The following is a 24,779-nucleotide window of genomic DNA, read 5'->3' as shown; positions in this document are numbered from 1 at the left end:
TATAATTTTTCCAGTTATGACAATGAAATTAAATAAAATAATTCTTTGCTCGTGTCTTTGTCTCATTGCGGCTCTTGTGAGCTGTAACGATGATGACATTCCTATGAATTATTATTCATCTACGAAGGTGACCGCAGCAGGTTTCCTTGAGGAAAACAGCGAGCAGTTCAGTGAGTTTAACAAGATACTGAAGCGTACGCCTTATTTTTCAATGTTGGGTACATACGGTGATTTCACTGTGTTTGCTCCGAACAACGACGGTATAAGGCGTTATCTGGAACGTTCCGGCTACGGCTCTGTGGACAATATTCCCACAGAGACATGCGATACCATCGCACGCACACATATCATAAAGAAAGGTGCGTTCTTCACAACGGATATAAGCGAGGGCACACTGCCACAGCTTAATATGGACGATGCCTATATCGTGTTGTCTTCCGATTCGGACGTGATGAACAACAATGCACTCATTTATTATGTGAACAAGACATCGAGAATGGTTGCGCGTGACGACTCTGTGACCAACGGTGTGGTACACAGTCTCGACAATGTGATATCTGCAACCAACCTCCTGTTGGCCGACAAGATAGCCGATGATTCCACGCTTACCATATTCTCCGAGGCATTGAAGCTTACCGGTATGGCCGATTCCCTTACCAAGTATATTGACGAGACATATTCATGCGGCGAAGACTCGGTACATGAGGGCGTTATGGTACGGTGTACGAGCGGTTCCGCGCTGATGACCCGCTCGTTCTGGCCGGAAAAGCGTTATTTCAAGTATACCGCCTTTGTCGAGCCGGATGAGGTATACGCGAAAGCCGGAATAACCGACATACACGGACTTATAGAATACGCGAAACAGGTTTACGACCAGACATATCCTCAGGATGCCGGATTGTATGATGATGACTTCACACACCGCAAGAATCCTCTCAACCGTTTCGTGAGCTACCATCTTCTGCCGCGTATAGGACAGTACAACAGCTGGGTATGCTCAGGTGAGATGCGCGAGCACTGCTGGCTTACATCCGTAAGCGACCCGGAGGAGTTCTATGAGACAATGTGTCCGGGAACAATCATGCGTTTCTGCGGCCCGTCTGCAGGTTTGTTCATCAACAGGAAAGGATTGCAGAACAATGTATCAGTGCGTGGCGTGAAGGTGCTGTCACCGTCAGAGTCGGGAACAATAGACCAAAATGCCCTCAACGGCGTGTATCATTATGTCGACAGAATACTTGCCTATACTCCTGAAGTGCGCGATAAGGTGCTCAACTGCCGCATCCGCATTGACGCCACGGCTCTCAGCCCCGATTTTATGAACTGCAACGGCCGCGGACGTTACGGTGAAGACCTTCTTACCGGTTTCAAGAACGGATATATCACAGATTGGGAGGCGCGTGAAGGTACATACGTCGGTGTTCACAGTGATGTAGGATATTGGAACTCATACGAAGGCAATGCTGTCTGTGTGAGCGGTGTGTTCGACCTTACGATAAAGCTGCCGCCGGTACCGGACGGAACCTACGAAATCCGTCTTGGATATACTGCCAATGCCGAGCGTGGAGTAGTACAGGTTTATCTGAACAATGAGCCTTGCGGTATACCTGTCGACCTCCGTGTATACGGTCCGGATCCGGTAATTGGGTGGGTTGCGGATACGGATGATGAAGAAGAGAATGTTGCTAACGACAAGGCCATGCACAACCGCGGTTATATGAAGTCTCCTGACTGTTACCGTCCGTGGGATTCCGACCAGACTTTGCGTGATCTTAGCTGGACCTTGCGCCGTGTTCTTGCCACACAGTATCTTCAGGCGGACAAACCGAACTACTTGCGCTTCCGCCAGGTGTTGAAGGACCCCAACGCTTATTGGTCGTTCGACTATATAGAGCTTTGTCCGAAGAGCGTATACGGAAGTCCGGAAGGCGAGGACACTCATTAATGTCAATTAATTATAATCATTATTCAAGAATATAATTTTTATGAAGATAAACAATATAATATATCAGTTGACGGGACTCGCCTTGATTGCTTGTCCGTTAGCCCTCGCCGGATGTTCTGACTGGGACGACCATTACGAGGGAGCCGAAAGCGAAGCCGGAACGGGAAAGTCGTTGTGGTCTCAGATGAAGGCCGACGGCAGGCTGACGGATTTTTGTGAAGTGCTTGAGAATACCAAGGTGTTCCGCCAGCACAAGAAGACTCCGGTGAGCTATGCGGAGTTGCTTGACGGAGGACAGGCCTTTACCGTTGTCGCTCCTGTAAACAACACTTTCAACAAGGATTCCCTGATAAATCTTACGCAGACAAATACCGGTGACTCTCTCGTGGAGAATACCTTTGTGATGAACCATGTGTCCAGGTCGCTTTCCAGCGTAATGCCTGCTGAGTCGAGGATGAGGCTGCTCAATTCAAAGCATGTCAGTATCGAATCGGACGGAATAGCTGGTGTCGGTCTTTATGAAAGCAATATCCATGCGAAGAACGGTATATTGCATGTAAGCAAGCGGCCGTTGCCTTTTGTTCGCAATTTGTATGAGTATGTATGCGATATTGAAGGGTTCAGCGGTATAGGGGCTTTCCTACGTTCTTACGATGAAGACTATTTCGATGCCGACGCGTCAGTGTCGGGCGGAATCGTAGACGGTGTGCCGGTGTATGTGGATTCGGTTGTTTACAAGCGCAACAAGATGTTGGACAGAATAGGCCGAATCAATGAGGAAGACTCTACATATTGGATGGTGGTGCCTTCTTCAGAAGGATGGGACAAGGCATGGAACAATGCGAGCAAGTACTACCGCTATGACAAGAAAGTGCTCAAGGCCGATTCCATACAGCGCTACTGGACGAACCGTGCGTTGCTTGACGATGCTATTTTCAGTATGACAACCAATGAGTCTGTGAACGATTCGCTGAAATCCGTGCAGTATATCAAGGACGAGCCGGAATATCATGTATTCTACAAACCGTTTGAGCCGGGAGGCATTCTCAGCTCCGCCGTTCCGGAAGAGTGTAGCAATGGTATTCTTTATAAGACAACCGAATGGCCTTTCACTCCGGAGGAAACATTCTTTACCGAACTGAGAAGCGAAGGTGAGAACCAGTCTCTTATCACGGCAAATAAAGACTGTAACTATACAAACCGCAGGCTCTCGGCAGACAGTATTTCCGAAGGCGGATATATTGATATCGTAGCATTGAAGACAACTTCAAACTGGACAATGACATATCGTGTAAACAACACATTGAGTGCGAAATATGATATCTGCGCGATACTGCTTCCGAAATCAGTGGCAGACAATGTGAAACCCGATTTGCGTCCGTGCAAGTTCAAGGCTACAATAAATTATGTTGATACGCTTGGCAACAAGAAGACATTCAACTGCGGCAACAAACAGTTCATATCCGATCCTCTCAAGGTTGATACCATTGTGCTTGCGGAAAACTTCGAGTTCCCAGCCTGTAACTATGACCAGCAGGATATAAAGATAAGCGTCCAGCTTACCTGTTCTATTCTTGCCCGTGAAAATTCACAGTACAACCGCGAAATGTATCTCGATTGTATTTATCTCAGGCCACGAACCTCTAAATCTGAAGAATAATGAAAAAATATGTTATGTCAGCAATGCTGTTTGCCTCTATCGCGGCGACAGCGCAGGAAAACATGAAGACAGTGAGCGGATGTGTGACCGATGCTGCTTCAGGAAAGCCGATAGCCGGTGTCATTGTTGAGGCTTACGGCGATGCCCGTTATACCGCCATGACGGATGAGAAAGGACACTATGAGTTTAAAGTGCCGGTATACACGTCATCCGTAGGAATGAAAGTGGACGGCTATAACTATCAGCAGACGGCCATATCCGACGGCAAGGCCGACGGGCGTCTTTACGTTTCAACATTCACTGCCGGTTACAGTCCGGAGACAAAGGCTGCAGTAACCGTGACGGCATCAGGATTCGACAACACATCGGAGGTGAGCATAGACCCGCTGATACAACAGCGTCTCGGCGCGCATGTGCGCTCTGTGTCACGCGGAGGTAATGTGGGACTCGGAAACATAATGACGATCGCAGGTCTCAACTCTTTGCAGATAAATGCCTATCCGCTCATTGTCATAGATGATGTGATAATGGATATGCAGTATGACAAGGCGATGCTTCACGACGGTTATTTCAACAATATACTTTCCAATATCAATGTAAACGATATTGAGAGTGTCAATGTGGTAAAGAACGGAACTGCCCTTTATGGAGCAAAGGGAGCCAACGGTGTCATCGTAATAAAGACAAAGCGCAGCAAGAGCATGGCGACAAAGATTGATGTGACCGTCAACGGCAGCTATGAGCTTACACCGCGCCTGCCCAATATGCTTGATGCCGAAGGGTACCGTCTGTATGCAACACAGCTCCTGTCTAAAATGACAAGTCATGTAGGGTCGTATGACTTTCTCAACTCCGATCCGAACTATTATTACTATAAGAAGTATCACAACCAGACGGACTGGGCAGACCTGGTATACGACAATGCTTTCTCACAGAATTACGGAATCAACGTACAGGGAGGCGACAACGTTGCCACATACAATCTTTCCGTAGGATATTCCATAGGCAACAGTACACTGGAAAACAACGACTATAAGCGTTTTAACATGCGTCTTAACAGTGATATCGAAGTATTTAAGAACTTCAATGTGCGTTTCGATGCGTTCTATAGCGATGTCGACCGCAATTTGCGTGATGACGGTGCAATCGTTAATCCGCTTGACAATATCGTGACGGCTCCAGGATTCCTTGGATTGGCAAAGGCTCCGTTCCTTTCTCCTTATGCTTATGACAAGAAAGGCAATCTGAGTCATTATCTTTCAGAGGCTGACGATTATATTGGCGGTGACAATTCTTTGGCAAATCCGCTCAGCATCCTTAAGCATGGAGAAGGTAAGAACAGAAACACTTTCGGCAACCGCCTTATCATGTTCTCTGTCATGCCAAAGTTCAGGATAAACAATCATCTTTCACTGATGGAGCATTTCACACTGTCTCTTGTCAACACCAACGAGAACTATTATCTGCCGATGCAGGGTGTGCCAACTTTCAGCAAGGATGAATATGATGAAAACGCCGCGCTTCATAACATTGCCCAGAGTTTGGCCTCACGCCAGACAGGCATACAGAGTGATACGCGTGTCAACTGGAACAACCGTTACGGTGCGCATACAGTATCTGTTTCCGGAGGTATGAGATTCCTATCTTCAGAATACAAGCTCACCAAGCAGAGCGGTTTCGACACTGGTAACGACAAGACACCGCAGATGAGCAACTCGCTGAGATTCCAGCGTACGGGTGGAGTGGATAACAGTGTACGTGAGATAACATGGTACGGTCTTGCCGATTATAGTTTTGCAGGTAAGTATTATCTCAGTGCCGGACTTTCCGCACAGACCTCTTCACGCTTTGGCGAGGATGCCGGCAACCTGCGTCTGTTTGACGTGCCTTGGGGATTGTTCCCGAGTGTTGAGGCATCATGGGTGATGACTAACGAGAAATGGATGGCAGGATTGTCTGGAATCAACTATCTGAAACTGAACGTCGGTTTTGATGTTACAGGTAATGACGATATCGACTATACGGCGTCAAAGACCTATTTCGTCGCAAACACGATGCTTGGTACCTCTTCAGCCCCGAGCGCCGATGGCATTTCTATAGGAAATATCGGCAATACGGAACTGCAATGGGAAACAACCAGGCGTTTTACGGCCGGTTTTGATGGTAGCTTTATCGACAACCGTCTGAACGTGCGTTTCAATGTGTTCAAGAGCTGGACCTCAAATCTTCTTACACTCCACAGTCTTGCATGGACAAGCGGTCTTACAAAGAACTGGAGCAATGACGGAAAACTTGAGAACAGCGGTTTTGATGTTTCTGTAAACGTGAAGGCCCTTAACCTGAAGGATTTCAAGTGGGAGATAGGAGCGTCTGTAGGACATTACAAGAATGAGATTACATCATTGCCTGACAACAACAAGCCTTTTGAGACCGACATCTACGGAGCTACGGTGCTGACAAAGGTCGGTGAACCTGTAGGAGTGTTCTACGGATGGAAGACCAACGGGGTGTATGCCACTACGGCAGACGCCGATGCCGACGGCAAGTATATCGTGAAAGGCAATGGCAACCGCGAGTATTTCAAGGGCGGTGATATGTGTTTCGTAGACCGCGACAACAATGGTGTGATAGACGATAATGACCGTTTCGTGATTGGTGATCCTAATCCGGATGCCTATGGAAACATCTTCACAACATTCACATGGAAGAACCTTACGCTTAACGCGGTGTTCAATTACTCTTTGGGCAATGACATATTCAACTACCAGCGTTCTCTTCTTGAAGGCGGAAGCTATTTCCTCAATCAGACAACGGCTACAGCAAACCGCTGGACCACAGAAGGACAGGTTACCGACATCCCACGTGTAAGATATAAGGACCCACTTGGCAACAGTCGTTTCAGCGACCGCTGGATAGAGGACGGCAGCTACCTGAAGCTCGCTTCCGTTACACTGAGTTATTATCTTCCTGTACAGAGTGAATATCTGCAGGGTATTACGATATGGGGAAATGCATCTAATCTGTTTACAATAACACGCTATCTTGGCGGTGATCCTGACTGTGGAATGACCGGTGGTGTGCTTACACATGGCATCGACCGCGGACTCCTTTCCGCCGGACGTACATTCTCTTTAGGTGTAAATATCAATCTGTAATCATTTGACATTATGAAAAAGTTATCAAAAATACTTTGCGCCTTGTGCGTAATATTCGGCTCTGTGTCATGTGCCGACATGATGGACATCGACTCGGAACTTGTGGAGTTTGAGAAAGACCATAACCTTGATTCGCCTTCAGATACGGTTTACAGTGTTTTGGGAATTATCCATAAAATGCAGGTAATAGCCGACAGGACGGTGCTTTTGGGTGAGGTACGTGGCGATCTTGTGTCTGTGACCGATGCCGCCTCAAGCGATTTGAAGCGTCTGGCCTCATTCCAACTTAGTGAAGACAACAAGTATAATGTTCCGGCAGACTATTATGCAGTCATCAATAACTGCAATTACTTTATTGCCAATGCCGACACACTGCTTTCCCGTCGCGGCAAGAAAGTTTTTGAGAAAGAGTTTGCCGCTGTAAAGACTTTCCGTGCGTGGACATATATGCAGCTTGTCATGGCATACGGCAGTGTGCCTTTGCTGCTCGAGCCTATAATGACAGAGGCTGAAGCCGATAAGGCACTTAAGCAGCCGCGTTTGTCTGTGGACGGTATATGTGACTATTTTATCTCAGACCTTGCTCCGTATGTGGATGTTAAGTTCCCTGAATATGGCGCAATAGGCGGGCATGATTCAAAGAATTTCTTTATTCCGGTGCGTCTTTTGCTCGGAGACATGTGTCTGTGGACAGGCAGATATCAGGAGGCGGCAAGATTTTATCATGATTATCTTGCACACAAGGACGCCCCCCATGTTCCGTCGTTTATTGCTTCAAGCTGGCCTGATGCGGAGTTTAAGTCGCCTAACAGGGCTTTTTCACACAGTTATTTGTCATATATTCCTATGGAAATAAACAGATATTCCGGTATTGTGAGTGAATTGGGCCCTATATTCAATTCCGATATTGAGAACTATTATTATTTCCAGTTGGAGCCGTCGAAGAGCTTGCGTGCCCTGTCTGCCGCACAGACCTATTGCTTTGTTAACAAGACCGGTACAACGGCAGACACTATCTATGCTCCGAAGAAAGGGCTTCTTTCTGATATCTATGCGGGAGACTTGCGTCTGTGTACCTATTATACCTATAACCGTTTGAATACTGACGAATACTCCGAATTCAGTTCTGATTATCAGAAGATATTTAAATTCTCAGCAGAAAGCAGAATAACCACATACCGTCTTTCCATCGCTTATCTGCGTTATGCCGAGGCACTAAACCGTGCGGGATATCCACAGTCGGCGTTTGCGGTTTTGAAATACGGTCTCAATCCCGACAATATCGGAGAACACGTAGACAGTGTTGAGATAAAGGCTGCGGGTAGTCTCATATCATTCGACCCGCTGGTGTTTACGGAAGAGCTTACGATGGGTGTACATTCAATAGGTAGCGGTGAGAGTGCCGCAAACGCTCATTATACGTTACCTATGCCGTCTGAATCCTTGGCCAGCTATGCCGATACCGTGGCATATCAGATTCCTCTTGTAGAGGATATGATAATAAACGAAATGGCCCTTGAGGGAAGTTTTGAAGGAAATCGTTATTATGACCTTATGCGTGTCGCATTGCGAAGAAACGACCCCGGCTATCTTGCTGCACCGGTATCGGAGCGCAACGGTGTGCGTGACGATGCACTTTACACATTATTGATGGATACAAAAAACTGGTACCTTCCTTTGAAATGAAAAGATTATTAATATCACTATTGACAGCATCGGCCGCATTATTGCAGACCGGTGCTGCTGTTATAACTGTTACCGTAAATGACACACGTCATCAGTATATAACCGGTTTCGGAGCGGCAGCCTGTTGGGGGGCGATGGCACCTATTCAGGATGTGAATGTAATTAAACTGCTCTATGGAGAAGATTCTCCTGTAGGTCTGAATATAGTCCGTATGGAGATTTCTCCGAATATGATAGGCAATGTCACCACTCCGTGGGACACTCCATACGACTGGCACGGCTATCTGCCTGTGATAAAGGAGGCCAAGAAGCGCGGTGCAATCATATTCGGCACTCCATGGTCGCCCCCAGGCGATTATAAGACCAACGGTATTGCCGGTGGAGGCAACAGTGAGGAGCAGGGATATCAGCGCGGTGAGCTCAAGCCTTCGGCATATTCGAAGTTCTTCCCGTGGCTTAACTCTTTCCTGGCTTACATGAAGAAGAATGACGCGGCGGTGGATATAGTATCGTTGCAGAACGAACCCGACTGGTGGGTAAACTATTCCGGTTGCCTGTATACTCCGCAGCAACTTCACGACCTGGTGAAGAGTTATGCTTCCAGGCTTGACCGCAAGACCTACGGTGTGCGTCTTATGAATGCCGAGCCTTTAGGATTCAATCCGGAGTATTCTGATATAATGCTTGATGATCCGGAGACGGCAAAGCATATAGATATCATTGCCGGTCATATATACGGTCATGTTCCGCTCGGCAATATGGCCAAGGCTGCAAAGAAGGCCCTGGCCATGGGCAAGGAGGTGTGGATGACAGAGCACAGCGTGAATCCGCGCGGTGATGCGGACAACTCTGTCATAGACCTGCCGACATGGCATGAGGAGATACTCTTTGCAGAAGAGGTCAACGAATGTCTTCTTGCAGGTGGAAACGCATACGTATATTGGTATATGTTGGCCCACTGGTCGTTTGTCGGCAGTGGAGATAAGACAATACAGCCCGGTAACGAATATGGCAAACTGTTGCGTCGCGGCTATATAATGTCACACTTCTCAAAGAACCTGACCGGCTCGACACGCATAGACTTAAACACCAATATATATATAGGCACCAACAGTGCGTTCCAGGCGTCGGCTTTCATCAAGGGAGACTCTATCATAGTGATGGGTATCGACACAACTGCAAATGTCCATACGATGAAGGTGCGTCTGCCGTACAAAGTGAAAGCATGCGAGTGGATAAGCTCTACAGAAGGCAATGTCTATAACAAAACTGCGATAGATGTGGACGGGCCGGTAAAAGAGATCAGTGTGCCGCTGCCCGCACGCAGCATCAATACGTATATATTCACCATAGACAGGACTGCCGACGGAATAACAGACCTGCCGTATGATGAAGAAAAACCTCAGGACGATGCCTTCTATGATATGTATGGCCGTAAGGTGAACGAAGATGCCTTGCAGCGTCACGGTATATACATACATAACGGAAAGAAAATAGTTTATTAGTATTTATCAGTAATTGAATGTTTTCTATATGATGACAAATCGTTTTTTCTTTTTGGCTACTCTGTTGGCAGCGTTTGTTTTCTTCGGAAATACCGGTGTCAAAGCCGATAATATAACCGTAGACGGAAAGTCGCGGAACTATCTGAAATATGTACCTGCGAATTTGCCGGAAAACAGGCCTCTGCTGATTTCATGCCACGGAATGAATCAGGATGCCAATTATCAGAAAGGTCAGATGGCCATAGAGCCGTTGGCAGACAAGGAGAGGTTTGCCGTGGTGTTTCCAAACGGCATAAACAGGGCATGGGACATATCCGGACAGAGCGACATTAACTTTATTCTGAAGTTGATAGACGAGATGGTTGCCTTGCATAAGATAGACCGCGACCGCGTTTATTTGTCAGGGTTCTCCATGGGCGGAATGTTCACTTATCACTGTATGAACAATATCGCCGACCGCATTGCGGCATTTGCTCCTATCAGCGGATATCCTATGTGGGGAGCTTCGGCCAACGCGTCACGTCCGGTGCCCTTGATACATACCCATGGAACAGGTGATGATGTATGTACTTTCGATAAGGTCCAGGGGGTTCTTGACGTATGGATAAAATTCAACAAGTGTAACACCACGCCTTCCGTAACACCAAATTATAAAGGTGCAGGACATGCCACATACCGTAGGTGGAGTGGCGGTACGAACGGTGTGGAGGTCGTGCTTCTCGAATTTGCGGGAAAGGGTCACTGGGTGTCCAATGATGTTGTGAAGACCGGTGAGGAGATATGGAATTTCTGCAGCCGCTATTCTCTTGTGGACCGCAATCCGAAAGTGAATGTTACCGAGCCTGTATCAGGCACTGATGTATACTATGACAATGAGGGTTCAAAGGCAGACTCCATACATCTTGCCGCTGATGTATGGAGTGATTATGGAGATATTGTTAAAGTCGCATTTTATGGTGGCAGCACTCTTATAAAAGAGCTTACAGAGCCTCCTTACGAATGCTGGTGGTTTGGAGTGGGGCGCGGACAACGTATAGTGCGTGTCGTTGCAACAGACGATAAGGGGCGTACAGGTTCGGCCCACAGCATTTTCAACCTTTTGAAGAATACGTCTGATATATCCGGTATTTCTTCCGGATGCGCTTCCGGAGAACGCAGTGTTTATGATGTTTCAGGTAAAAGCGTGTCTCCTTCATCTTCCGGTCTGAAGATAATTGTAGAAGGAGATATGACGGAGGGAAAGAAAGTAAGGAAAGTATTTGTGAGATAGTATATTACATTTTCAAAAGTTATCAGTCATAACCTGACAGATATATGATTAGCCGTGTTTGACTTGGTTTACCGGTCAAACACGGCTAATCATATATTATATCTGTTTATGTAAATGAAATCATAATTCGCTTACATTGTCCGGCCTCTGTATCCATGACAGTCGGGGGAGGTATGTCTCCGGAAACTCAGCCTGTTCTGTATAGGCCTCCGGACGATGCGGATAAAAAGAACTGCGGCGGAAAGTTTTTAACTGTAGAAATTTCTTAAGATATTTTTTATTTATTATCTTTGCATTATGATAAGCTTTACCTCAGCAATTTAAAGCAAGCTTTATTGCGTTCGGTTTGCATTATCCCTGCATATTGAAACAACTTTCGATTTTTACCACAATAATGAAAAGGCATATTGTATTAACTTATCTTATTATTACATTTCTAACAGGTGTTTATGGCCATACAGGATGGTTTATACCTTCCAACCGTTTTTCAAACAGTCAGATTACTGACATTTGTCAGGATCGGTACGGATATATATGGATAGCCACGGAATACGGTCTCAACCGTTTTGACGGTTATCATTTCACAACATATCTCCATCAGCCCGATGATACAACGTCTCTTTGCTGCAATGCGGTTTCAAAGATTTATTGTGACGATGACGGCAGTCTTTGGGTCGGCACAGTGAAAGGATTGGACCGTTTTGACTATGAGAGCAATGTTTTTTATCATTGTCGTTTTAATAATAATTTAAAACCGCGTATAAATGTTATCAGCCGCTTGCGTAACGGCCGTCTGATAGTCGGTACCGCAGGATATGGCCTGCATGTCGTGGAAAAAGACGGCCGTTTGACAGATGTGTCCGATGATTATACTGTACGTAATGAAAATGCTTTTTTCAGCCGTATGTATGAAGACATCCGCGGAAGAGTGTGGAAGAGCGGTTCGGGGAATGTCTTTACTGTAAAAGAAAAAAACGGGAAGATAAAGGAATACGTATCTTCCGTAGGTTCTCCAATTGGCTTTGTAGAGCGTAATGGAGAGGTGCTTATTGCATGTATGCGTGGATTTTTGTCATTTCCCATAGGGGGGGGTAATGTAAAAGAAACAGATATAGACATGTCTGCTATATCCGGTAAAAAGATACCTATCGTTACTGTATATAAAGACAAGGATGAAGATATATATATAGGCACCCGCGGTAACGGTTTGTTCGTTCTGCCTAATAATAGCCGTAAGATAGAGCGTGTTGAGGGAATGGATATAAACACGGCAAAGATATGGGCGATCACACAAGACCGTGACGGTAATACATGGGTCGGATGCCAGTCGAAAGGACTGTTCGTTATTCCCAACAGGCTGCCATGGTTCCGTAACTGGAGCTTTTCTGCGCAAAAAGTTAATCTCAGTTCCACGATAACGTCAGTATGTGAGGGAGACAATGGAATAATATGGTGTACGGTGCAGGGAAACGGTGTATTCGGTTTCGACAACAACGGGAAAATAGTCGCCCGTCCCGTATCCCCGTCTTCCACAGAGTTTATATTCCGTGACAGCAGACGTCAGTATTGGTTGGGAACGGATAACGGATTCTATGTTTATGATCCTGAAACAGGAAAATCCGAAATAAGGGTCAGTTTTGAGTGCAACAAGTTTAATGATATGACCGATGACGGGAAGAATATATATATATCAACATTTTCCCGTGGTTTCTGTGTGTATAACCCAAAGTCTCGCAAGTTGAAAAACTATGTTCAGGGAGCAACAGACGGCAAAGGCAGTCTGTGCAACAACTGGGTTATGTGTATGATGCCCGACCGTAAAGGGCGTGTATGGCTTGGTACGGCATCGGGAGTTTCATGTTTTAGTCCTGCCGATGAGAATTTCAAATCTCTCGGATGGTATTCGTTGCTTGACGGAATTGCGTGTCATTCTCTTTGTGAGACTCAAGACGGACGTATTCTTATAGGTACGGATGAGGGTCTGTATGTATATAATCACAATGACAATAAGGTTGTGGGAATGCCCGGTGGGGAAGTGCTTAAAGATAAGACGGTAGGATATATTGTTGAAGCGAATAACGGTGATATATGGTGTTCTACATCAATGGGTATATGGCAGTATAACAAGCGTAAGAAAAAGTTTATCGGGCATGTTAACGGCAATGGCCTTACCATGAAGGAATACGTAAATTCAGTCGGCCTGCATACTGATGACGATATTGTTTATTTTGGAAATAATGACGGGCTTACGGTGTTCAAGCCGAGTGACATAAAGGAGAATACAGGAAAGATACCGGATATATGTCTGTCGGATTTCCTTATTGCCGGAAAATCTGTAAATACAAATACCGAGTCAAACGGGCATCGTGTTGTAAGCGGCCCTCTTATGACGTCTGACCATTTCACCGTATCATATCTTGACAATACGTTCTCTCTTGAGTTTTCCTTGTTCGATTATGTCGCTCCTGGCAATATAATATACGAATACCGCGTGAATAATGATGATTGGAAAAATAACGGAGAAGGATATAATACCATTACTCTGAGTCATCTGCAGCCGGGAGAATATAATGTTGAGGTGCGTGCTCTGATTGATGGTGCTTATTCCAAAACAAAGAAAATAACTGTGGCTGTAACTCCGCCTTGGTACAAGTCTACGGCAGCATACCTTTTTTATATAATAATGTTCGCAGTTATGGTTGCTTACCTTATTTATCAGTATAATCGTAAAAAGCGCGAGCAGCTGTATGAGGAAAAGATGAAATTCCTTATCAACGCCACTCACGACATACGTTCTCCGCTTACTCTCATAATGAGTCCTTTGGCAAATCTGAAGCGGAGAGTGGGAGAGACCTTCCCCGATTCAATGCGTGATATAGCAACAATAGAACATAATTCCAAGAGGATACTCGATCTTGTGAGCCAGATTCTTGACGTGAGAAAGATTGACAAGCAGCAAATGCACCTGCATTGCCGCCGTACTGATATCGTGGCATTCATAAACGGTATATATAAAATGTTCGAATACAGCGCACAAGAGCGTAACATAAAGTTTGTATTTACCCATTTTGATGAGTCTCTCGATGTATGGATAGACAGGAATCAGTTTGACAAGGTGATTACAAACCTGCTGTCGAATGCCTTCAAGTATACATACGATAACGGTAATATCGAAATAAGGCTTACATCAGATAATACACATTTTGTAATACAGGTCATAGACAGCGGTGTGGGACTGAAGAATGAGAGCCTGAAACATATTTTCGACAGATTCTATCAGGGCGGCAATTCAAGCAGGCTGCATATACCCGGAACAGGAATAGGGCTGAACCTGTGTAAGATGATTGTTGACATGCACCATGGAACGGTTGTTGCCGAAAACAGGACTGATGCCAAGGGCAGTATCTTTACTGTACGTATACCTCTTGGCAATTCTCATTTCTCTTCAGAAGAGATAAGCCGTGAGAAAACTGTTGCCGATAATGCGGTCAAAACCCGTCCGCAGACAAAATACAGGGTGCTTGTGGTGGATGACGACCTGGAGATTGGCCGTTACATAAGTACAGAACTCGGATGCTATTATAAGTTCGGTGTATGTTCAAACGGAAAGGAAGGTCTCAAGGAACTTCTTACAAATGCGTATGATGTTGTGGTGAGCGATGTGATGATGCCGGAGATGGACGGTTTTACCATGTTGCGTATGATAAAGACAAACATAAATCTCAGTCATATTCCGGTGATAATGTTGACATCGAAGTCGGATGTGGGCAACAGACTTGAAGGGTTGGAGCGCGGAGCCGACGCTTTTCTTGCCAAACCGTTTGATATGGAGGAACTTCACATGAATATCGAGAATGTCATCAACAATATGATGAGGCTGAAGAGCAAGTTCTCCGGTGTGCAGAAACAGATGGCCAATATCGAGACAAAAGAAGTGAAGGGAAATGACGAACTGCTTATGGAGCGTATCATGAAAGTTGTGAATGAGCATATCGGTGACAGTGATTTCGGTGTTGACATGATGACAAAGGAAGTCGGTATAAGCCGTGCGCAGCTGCATCGCAAAATGAAGGAACTGGCAGGGGTTTCCGCAGGAGAGTTCATACGCAACATCAGACTTGAGCAGGCTGCCCGCCTGTTGCGTGAGCAGAAGTTGAATATCACACAGGTTGCATATACTGTGGGATTCTCGAATCTTGCACATTTCTCCACGTTATTCCGCAAGTATTTCGGGGTTCCTCCAACGGAATATACAGACAGCAAGCAGAAATAAACGGTATTGTTCCATACAATTTATTAAAAGAAACATATATATAAGTTTGTGAGACGTATAGAATAGCCCGACTCGTAAAGTTGGGCTATTTTTGTGGTCGTAACTAATTATAAAATAAACCTATTCATGAAATTTAAGTTTATCCGTATATTAATATTATTGATATGTGTTTTATCTTTGTCTCTTTTGGCTGAGAATGCTGATTCAGTGCGTCGGCCGGTGAGTGTCGATAATATGGTGTCTGTCATTCATATCAATGTCTCGCCTTCTGCATCTCATAATAAGAACGTAATGGAGCTTAATACAGCCTTATGTGAATGGAAGGCGTGTGGTAATCATTCAAGAGGTGTATAAATGAAAATCGTTGTGAAATAACCATAAAATACAAATAAAAAAATATATGAGACAAACGAGAAAACCATATCTCAGAATGGTTTTTATCTTTGCGGCATGAAAATAAAAACAATCCGTTTAAAATTTTTATTATAACTAAAAAAACCAATTATTATGAAAAAGAACCTTTTACTTAGTCTTGGTATGTTCTTTTCGGCTTCGTTTGCCTGGGCACAAGCTCCCCAGGTGATGTTCGAAGGCTTTGACTCAGAACAGACCAAAGGTGAGACAGAAGTGGGATGGTATGAGTTCATCAACAATCAGGATGGTGACGAGCGTACTATCGAGGATGGTGCAATGCACTTTTACAACACGTTGATAGACGCTTCCAACTGGCAACGTGCAATCAAGTTCAGAAACCTTCCTATTAAGGAACAAACCTCTTATCGTGTATCTTTCGACCTTTGTGGTACAAATGAGTATACGATAGACGGTGAGACAATGAAAAAAGGAACGGCCCGTGTAGCTCTTATGCAGGGACAGGAAAATGGTGACCTGGCGTTCCTTGGCAAAAATGATGAGATGTATACATACGATATTTCTTATTTCCAGGAAAAGGACGATAAGGGATTCCGTAAGTATACAATGATGTTTTATTATGCCAACAATGCCGTTCAGCAAGAGTATTATGCAAAGCATCCTGGTGAGTTGACAGAACTTGCACAAAAGTTCTTCCTGACCTTGAATATGTATACTCCGGGTGACTATTATATAGACAATGTGCTTGTTGAGGAGTCTGAAATTGCAGGAGTGAGGTTCATTGATGATAAGATTCAGGTTAGTTTCGGATATGATACCAACATAAAGGATCTTGTTAAAGCGAATGACGGACGCGTGATATTGCCGAATGACTGTATTACTCTCAGCATCAATGATGAAATAGTAGACGTATTGTCAGTCGAATTGCTCGATGACGGTTTCCTCTATATCTTCTGCGGTGATGTTTATCCGAGTGGCGAAGACGACAAGGTTGTTGTAAGCTTCAGAAATCCGGAGGGTGCAAATCAGATCCAGTATAAGGGCAACAAGCATCCTCGTGTATTTGAAGGTGATGTTGTAGTGCGTGCTTTCAACAATGAAGTAGGCCGTTATGACTACGAGGGAGACATACCTGATGTATTTTCATACGCTTATGAAACTCCGAAACTCGCTAAGGCTGTTCCTGAAAACGGTGCGTTCAATCTCCCCAACAATATTTCTGAGTTTGCGCTCACATTCAACAAAGATGCAGACTGCTCACAGATTGAGGCAACCCTTACAGGTGATAACGGAAGTTCGGAGAAGCTTGCCGCTACACCGGCAGAAGGTCTTTCTAAGGAAGTGGTGTTCAAGCGTGCCGCCACAGGTGATCTTCCTACAGGCGAATATACTCTGCATGTAACTAAGATTTTCCCGGAGAGAATGCTTGGCGAGGATATCTTCGGAGAAGAGACAATAACAATGTATATAGGTCAGGTTGAAGCTGATCCTAATGACACTGCACGTGTGGTATACAAGGACAATTTCAAGGAAAAAGGCGCTAACTACATTCCAGAAGGATGGGAAGTATGTAATGACGGTACGGTTGCTGCAACGGGTGGTGCCGGTTCCGGTCCGCGTATCTTCAATTTTAACGGTGGCGGTGATTTCGATTTCGCATTGTATGTACGTACTGGAAATAATGCAAATGGTGAGGCTGAAGACCAAGGTTATGCACAGTATGGCCAGACAGAAGAATATCTTATTACTTTGGATGAAGGTGACAAATATCAGCTGTCATTTAATGCAGCTGCATGGAAAGGCACTCCTTGGGTTAGGTGCTATGTTATAGCTCCTAACGGAGAAATTGTGATACAGAGCATCAACGAATGTCTGCCGAATCTTAACGGAAATACCGGTTCGTCTACTATGAAATCTACAAAGGTTTCTATGGAATTCAAGGCTCCGGAGACAGGTAACTATAAGATTAAATGGGTTCCATGTGCCAAGGAAGACGGCTCTTCCGCTGCTTGGCTGGAGATTATGATTGCAAACATCCGTCTTGATTACGTGCCAGCTTCTCCCGCATCACGTTATGACGGTATGCTGAAGAATGCCGTTGATGCAGCGAAGGTTTGCCGTGACAATAATAGCGGTGAGCGTTATCTTGGTGAGGCATGGACAGCTCTTGATGAGCTTATCAAGAAATATGACGGTCAGCGTTTCACAGCTCCTTCAGCTTATGAGATAGCTGTTGCCGAACTACAGGAGGCTGTAAATACATTGAATAAGCACGTGTCTCTTATCAATACTTATGACGGACTGATTTCCGGTGACAACAGTGCACAGGCTTTGGTTGACAAGTATGCTGAATCTAAGTTCAATGGAACAGACTATTATCTGAATCTTGTTGAGGCAAACAACAAATATACAGGACGTCTCCTTACAGATGATGCTGAGCTTGAGACAGCCATTGCTGAGTTGACAAAGGTTATCAATATTTGCAAGAACATGTTTACTGAGGCTAATGTAAACGATAAGGGTATCGGTTCTCAGACAGGTACAACAGGTGTGGCAGCTCTTACAGAACGCATACGTACAGGTATTGCTGTGGCAAAGAAGCTTGGTGCGGCAGAAGATAATGAAACTCTTGTGGAGGCAGCAAAAGTTATCACAGACGATGACGATGTTGCTAATGCAGTGAAGAAAGTTGTGAAGACAGAACTTTACGGCAAGCTGAAGAATGCCGATAACGGCCTGTTCGACACTAAGGTTGACGATGTTACATTGGAAGAGTATACAGACTCATTCGATATGACAGTATTTGTGAAGAACCCGAACCTGTATCTGATTAACGACAACAAGCTTGATGCTAATCATCGTGTAACTGACGGTGACGATGTAACTGTTCCTGGATGGAGAATTTCTGTAGGTGAAGGATATGAGGTGACGGTTTCTACAGGTTGGAGTTGGACACTTGGTGAAGACAACCCATACGTAGACGGTATGATTCAGAACTGGGCAAGAGGCTTCCGTGCTGAGCAGACCATTACAGATCTTCCTGCCGGTATATATACAATTATGGGAGGTTTTGGTGAGCGCGAAGCTTCTGCTGAGGCGGAGGACAGCTACTTCTTTATCAAGACATCTGCCGATGAGGAAGACCAAAAGGTTAAGACTCCGGTTATAGGACAGACATTCCCATACAGCAACCTTGCATTTACCAATGTTGTTATCACTGATGGTAAGCTTACTCTCGGTGCTGTTGCATCCGGTGGTTCTCATGTATTCTTCAACAACATCCAGTTGTTCATGAAGAACAGTGCAGAGGGCTTCGACTATGCTGCTGCTTACGAGGAGATTCTTGATGGCATAGACGGTGTAGGTGCAAACAATGCAGAGGTTCGCAAGGTTGAACTTTATGACCTGAACGGACGCCGCATCATTACTGCTAATAAAGGCATCAACATTGTTAAGAAGTATATGAGCGACGGCTCTGTACGCACAGAAAAAGTGATTGTAAAGTAATTGAGTTTTGTTTTTGATTAATGTACCGGCGGACAGGCAATGCTTGTTCGCCGGTATTTTTTTATGCAAGGTTGATATGCTGGGCTTTTGATACGAATAGAAACAGAAAAGAGACAAATGGAAGAGAGATTTAAATGGAAAAGAGATACCTTTGTAAAAGAAACAATAACTTATCAATAACATGAAGCGTATTTTAGTATCTATTATTGCATATTTGACGCTTGCAACAGTTCCGTCATTTTGCATTGTTCAAAATCCTATGTTATGGGCAGACGTGCCTGATCCCGATGTTATAAGGGTCGGTGATTATTATTATATGGTGACCACCACCATGCATCTTATGCCAGGCGGGCCGATAATGCGTTCTAAAGATCTTACCAATTGGGAGACTGTCGGATACTTGTTTGACCGTCTTGAAGACTCACCCAAATATGACATGCGTGAGGGTACGGTATATGGCAGGGGACAGTGGGCCACTTCACTGAAATACCATAACGGAAAGTTCTATGCCCTGTTTGCACCTAACGATAATCCCGGTGGAGAGACTTATATTCTTTCGGCTTATGATGCCGCCGGGCCATGGAAGCTTGTATCACGTATGCGACACTTCCACGATGCTTCGCTATTCTTTGATGACGACGGACGTGTATACGTGTTCTATGGCACGGGACAGCTCCAGGAACTGCTTCCTGACCTCAGCGATGTCAAGCCGGACGGAGTGAACACAACACTTTTCAAGCGTGACGCGGAGGAAACAGGACTGCTTGAAGGTTCACGTGTGATAAAGCATAATGGAAAATATTATTTGCTGATGATTTCATGGCCTAACGGTGGCAAGCGCAGGCAGGTATGCTATAGGGCAGACCGTATAACCGGTCCATACGAGAAGAAAGTGATCTTGCTTGATAATTTTGCCGGTTTTCCATACGTAGGACAAGGAACAATAGTAGATGGAAAGGACGGGAACTGGAACGGTATAATATTCCAGGATCGTGGCGGAGTAGGACGTGTGCTTACCGTAATGCCTTGTCGCTGGATTGACGACTGGCCTATGCTTGGTGACGAGAAAGGAAAAGTGCCTATGGTTGTCAGCGGTGAGCCTTCGTCACTTGTAGAGTCTGATGATTTTACAGAATCAAAGCTTAAGTATTGTTGGCAATGGAATCATAATCCGGTTATGGAAGCATGGTCGCTGACTGAGCGTCCGGGATTTCTCAGACTTAAGACAAACCGTACTGTCAAGAACATTTATGAAGCCCTAAACACTGTTTCCCAGAGAATGGAGGGTCCTCGTTGTTCGGGTATTGTTAAGATGGATATATCACACATGCAGGATGGCGACCGTTGCGGACTGGCGGCCTTTAACGGACATTCCGGTATTCTGACAGTCTGCAAAGAGGGTAAGGGCTGGTATCTTACAATGTCCTCGGCGGTTGTCAATTTGTCCAATAAGGAAAAGAAAGTGAAGGGTGTTGATGAAGAGATAATTGAAAAGGTTGAGATAGACAAGCCGTTGATAGACCTTCGAATTGATGCCGACTTTACTCTTGGTAAGGATATCGCCACATTCCATTACAAGACTGTCGGAGGAGAATGGAAAACAATAGGAAAGCCATATAAGATGAGATTCGACTACAGGCGGCTGTTCATGGGCACCCGTTTCGCAATATTCAATTATGCTACAAAGAAGGCAGGCGGATATGTCGATATAGACGAGTTTGTGTATGATCGTGAGCCGAATTTTGATTCAAAGGCTGTATCTGAAAAACTTATGGAATGTACAGATGCGGCAATAACGAATGTCGGAGGGAATAAATTTCCAAGAATAGACAGTGAACGTCGCGGATGGTTCCGTCTGCATGCGCCTCAGGCAAACAGAGTACAGGTGGATATTGCCGGCAAGAAGTATGATATGCAGCGTGATGCCTCAGGCACATGGTTTGGTGTGACAGATCCCCTTGTCGTGGGATTCCATTATTATTTCCTTTTGGTAGACGGTGTGTCTGTGATAGATCCTGCTACCGACACTTTCTATGGATGTTGCCGGCAGGCAGGAGGCATAGAAGTTCCGGAGGGGCCGGAAGGTGACTATTACCGTCCGCAAGCGGGCGTGCCACAAGGGCAGGTGCGTTTGGTTCAGTATTGGTCGGAAGCGAAGAAGGAATGGCGTAGGGCTATGGTTTATACACCAGCAGAATATGAGAAAGGAAAGAAGAAATATCCGGTGCTTTATCTTCAGCATGGTATGGGTGAGGATGAGACCGGATGGTCGAAGCAAGGTCTGATGCAGAATATCTTGGATAATGCCATTGCAAAAGGTGAGGCAGTACCGATGATTGTTGTAATGGAAAGCGGAGATGTAGAGCAGCCTTTTGATTTCAAAAACGGAGGGCCTAACACTCAGGAACGCAGCCGTTACGGGGCATCGTTCTATGGAGTGATGACGCAAGACCTTATACCTTATATCGATTCGCATTTCCGTACTGTTGCCGACAGGGAACACCGTGCCATGGCCGGTTTGTCATGGGGTGGTCATCAGACATTTGACATTGTGCTTTCCAATATAGATAAGTTTGCATGGATGGGAGGATTCAGCGGAGCTATATTCGGATTGGATATAAAGAAGAATTATGATGGCTTGTTGTCCCGTCCGGAAGAGTTTAATGAGAAGATACATTATCTGTTCCTTGGTTGTGGCAGCGAGGAGAATATGGGAACCATGTCTCTTGTAAAGACATTGAAGGATGCCGGCATAAAAGTTGACAGCTATACTTCTCAGGGTACTCACCACGAATGGCTTACATGGCGCCGTTGTCTGAACAGGTTTATTCCAAATATATTTAAGAAGCAGAAGTAATAAAAAAACAGGATAAAATGAGAGTAAAACTGTTTTTATTTGCGGTGTTGCTGCCTGTGTGCACGGTTATTGGCCGGACATTCCGTATAGATAACGCTGTTATATGTCATGACAAGAATGAGCCGGTGGCTGTATTAAAGGCTATTAGCGGTCTTCAGGATGATGTCTGGAGAGTGACAGGAGCGAGACCGGAGATTACTACCGGCAAGTGCAAGGGGCTGCGGGTTGTTGTCGGCACTTATGGTGTGAGCAGGCAGATTGCCTCATTGGTTAAGTCTGGAGTGTTGAAAGAGAAAGACCTGAAAGGTAGATGGGAAAGTTATGTCATTACGGTTACCGATGAAAAGAATCCATGCCTTGTGATAGCCGGAAGCGACAGGCGCGGAACAGCTTATGGGATATATGAGATTTCCAGACAGATAGGAGTGTCGCCATGGTATTGGTGGGCAGATGTGCCTGTGCCTCATAAAAATACGGCAACGGTAGACTTTGATTATTATGCTTCCACTGAGCCTTCGGTGAAGTATCGGGGGATATTTATCAATGATGAGGACTGGGGGATGAAGCCGTGGGCTGCCGCCAACTATGAAAAAGAGCTTGGCGATATCGGTCCGCGTACTTATGCCAGAGTGTGTGAGCTGCTTCTGCGTCTTAAGGGGAATATGCTTGCTCCGGCAATGCATTCATGTACGGGTGCTTTCTATTCGCATCCGGAGAGCAAGTTGGTGGCCGATTCATTCGGAATAATCATAACCACTTCCCATTGCGAACCGCTTCTTCTCAATAATGCGGCAAAGAGTGAATGGGATTCCAAACGTGACGGAGAATGGAATTATAAGACAAACAAGGATGCTATTGTGGGCAAGTGGGAAGCCAGGCTTGGGGAAGCTTCGCAGTTTGAAAACATATATACCCTTGCCATGCGTGGAGTACATGATGAGGGAATGCGTGGAAACCTGCCTATGAATGAGCGCGTGCCTCTTATTCAGCAAGTGATAAGCGACCAGCGTGAGATGATAGGAAGGCATACGGGTAAGAGTATTCTTGATGTTCCGCAGATATTTGTTCCGTATAAGGAGACAATGGACATTTATGAGAACGGATTACGTGTTCCAGATGATGTCACGCTTGTATGGGTTGATGATAATTATGGATATATGAAGCGTGTGTCTGATGAAAATGAAAGAAAAAGAAGCGGGCGTGCCGGTGTGTATTATCATCTGTCGTATCTTGGTGCGCCTCATGACTATTTGTGGCTGAACACAACAGCACCGGTGCTTATGTATGAGGAACTGAAGAAATCATACGATACTGGTGCCGACAGATACTGGCTTCTGAATGTCGGAGATATTAAGCCGATGGAAATGGGTATGCAGACATTCTTTGACATGGCATGGGATTTTTCCTCATTCAATATTGATAATGTAAATAATCATCAGGCGGAAATGCTTGCCGGAATATTCGGTGGCAGATATAAGGAAGAGTTTCAGGAAATACTTGACGGATATTACAGGCTGGCATGGATCCGTAAGCCTGAATATATGGGATTCGAATACGAATGGGATGATGCCGCCCATACAGGATTGCGTGATACAGAGTTCTCTTTTGTAAATTATAACGATGCCCAGAAACGGTTGGCGGACTATGAAAGCCTGTCAGATCGTGTGGAGGTCATAGCCCGTTCTCTGCCTGATGGCAACACTTCTGTCAGAGAGTCTTTTTTCCAATTTTTACAGTATCCTGTGCAGGCTGCATATCAGATGAACCGCAAATTCATAATGGCTCAACTTAATCATGAGCAGCATTCGGCAGGTAATTTGGCGGAAGCCAATTGGGCCGCGCGAGCGATGGAACAGGCCTATGACAGCATAAAGGCGTTGAATTTGAGATATAATACAATGCTTGGAGGCAAATGGAAGGGGATGATGGCGGTTCCTCCGGGATATACTGCGCTTTATCATAAAAAACCGGATGTCGTTTACACTGATGGTGCGGGTGAGATATATCCGGGCGACTTGTTTAAGATTTGTAATGAGAAAATGGAACTGAGAGACTGTCATGTTGTAGACCTGTCCCGTTATTCCAAGGCTATGGACGATGTGAGGATAATAAAAGGCATAGGATATGACTGGCAGGTTCTGCAGCTTGGCGAGCCTTGTAAGACATCAGGAAATAAAAAAAGTGAGCATTTGTTTGCTGCGGAATACACATTCCCGAAGGTTGACCGTGATTCTGTCGACGTTATAATTTATACAGTTCCGTTCTGGCCTCTGCATGCCGGTCGCGGCAATGCCATAAGTGTGTCTGTTGATGGAGGTGAGAAGCAGATTTTTGATAATAAGTTCGCAGAGTATTCACGCGGATGGAAAGATCAGGTGATGCGGAATGGTGCTGAGTGCCGGATGAGATTTGCTGTGGATAAAGACCGCTTCAGTCATACCTTGTCATTCTTTGCCGGTGATTCCGGACAGATGATTCAGCGTGTGATTATAGACTGGGGAGGATTAAAACAGTCGTATATAGGTCCTTCGGTAAAATAATCATTAAGA

General features: G+C 45.2%; 10 protein-coding genes. All 10 read left to right on the top strand.

The window, feature by feature from the left end; genetic code table 11:
* Positions 1-22 precede the first annotated feature (22 nt).
* The 10 genes from HPS56_RS11590 to HPS56_RS11545 all read left to right on the top strand — a co-directional run bounded on the left by HPS56_RS11590 (position 23) and on the right by HPS56_RS11545 (position 24,770).
* Entirely contained in the window at positions 23-1,945 is a 1,923-nt protein-coding gene (locus HPS56_RS11590) for a fasciclin domain-containing protein (RefSeq protein ID WP_253952459.1), read from the top strand.
* Positions 1,946-1,985: 40 nt separating this feature from the next.
* On the top strand, positions 1,986-3,605 hold the full coding sequence (locus HPS56_RS11585; protein ID WP_172276750.1) for a fasciclin domain-containing protein: 1,620 nt from the start codon (positions 1,986-1,988) through the stop codon (positions 3,603-3,605).
* Entirely contained in the window at positions 3,605-6,760 is a 3,156-nt protein-coding gene (locus HPS56_RS11580; RefSeq protein ID WP_172276747.1) for a SusC/RagA family TonB-linked outer membrane protein, read from the top strand. Before HPS56_RS11585 ends, HPS56_RS11580 begins: the two co-directional genes overlap by 1 nt.
* A gap of 12 nt (positions 6,761-6,772) precedes the next feature.
* Positions 6,773-8,446: a RagB/SusD family nutrient uptake outer membrane protein gene (locus HPS56_RS11575; protein ID WP_216655798.1), complete on the top strand. Its 1,674-nt coding sequence runs from the start codon at positions 6,773-6,775 to the stop codon at positions 8,444-8,446.
* Positions 8,443-9,951, top strand: a complete 1,509-nt coding sequence (locus tag HPS56_RS11570; protein ID WP_172276744.1) for a glycoside hydrolase — start codon at positions 8,443-8,445, stop codon at positions 9,949-9,951. The genes HPS56_RS11575 and HPS56_RS11570 overlap by 4 nt, the downstream gene beginning before the upstream one ends.
* 28 nt (positions 9,952-9,979) lie before the next feature.
* Positions 9,980-11,221 carry a PHB depolymerase family esterase gene (locus tag HPS56_RS11565; RefSeq protein WP_172276741.1) on the top strand — a complete coding sequence of 414 codons (1,242 nt, stop codon included), beginning with the start codon at positions 9,980-9,982 and terminating at the stop codon, positions 11,219-11,221.
* 394 nt (positions 11,222-11,615) lie between these two features.
* The gene (locus HPS56_RS11560; RefSeq protein WP_172276738.1) at positions 11,616-15,494 is read left to right on the top strand and encodes a hybrid sensor histidine kinase/response regulator transcription factor; all 3,879 of its coding nucleotides are present in this window, start codon (positions 11,616-11,618) and stop codon (positions 15,492-15,494) included.
* A 507-nt stretch (positions 15,495-16,001) separates the two neighbouring features.
* A complete protein-coding gene (locus HPS56_RS11555; RefSeq protein ID WP_172276735.1) occupies positions 16,002-19,373 on the top strand; it encodes a hypothetical protein in 3,372 nt (1,123 codons plus the stop codon).
* Positions 19,374-19,554: 181 nt separating this feature from the next.
* Complete coding sequence (locus HPS56_RS13410; protein ID WP_253952458.1) at positions 19,555-22,230, top strand: family 43 glycosylhydrolase; 2,676 nt, start codon at positions 19,555-19,557, stop codon at positions 22,228-22,230.
* A gap of 17 nt (positions 22,231-22,247) precedes the next feature.
* Positions 22,248-24,770: a glycosyl hydrolase 115 family protein gene (locus tag HPS56_RS11545; protein WP_172276732.1), complete on the top strand. Its 2,523-nt coding sequence runs from the start codon at positions 22,248-22,250 to the stop codon at positions 24,768-24,770.
* The last annotated feature ends 9 nt before the right edge of the window (positions 24,771-24,779 follow it).

This window comes from Xylanibacter muris, from assembly GCF_013166605.1.
GTDB classification, from domain to species: Bacteria; Bacteroidota; Bacteroidia; order Bacteroidales; family Bacteroidaceae; genus Prevotella; species Prevotella muris.
Note: the sequence above shows the minus strand (reverse complement) of the source record. Positions and strands in the feature narration are given on the sequence as shown.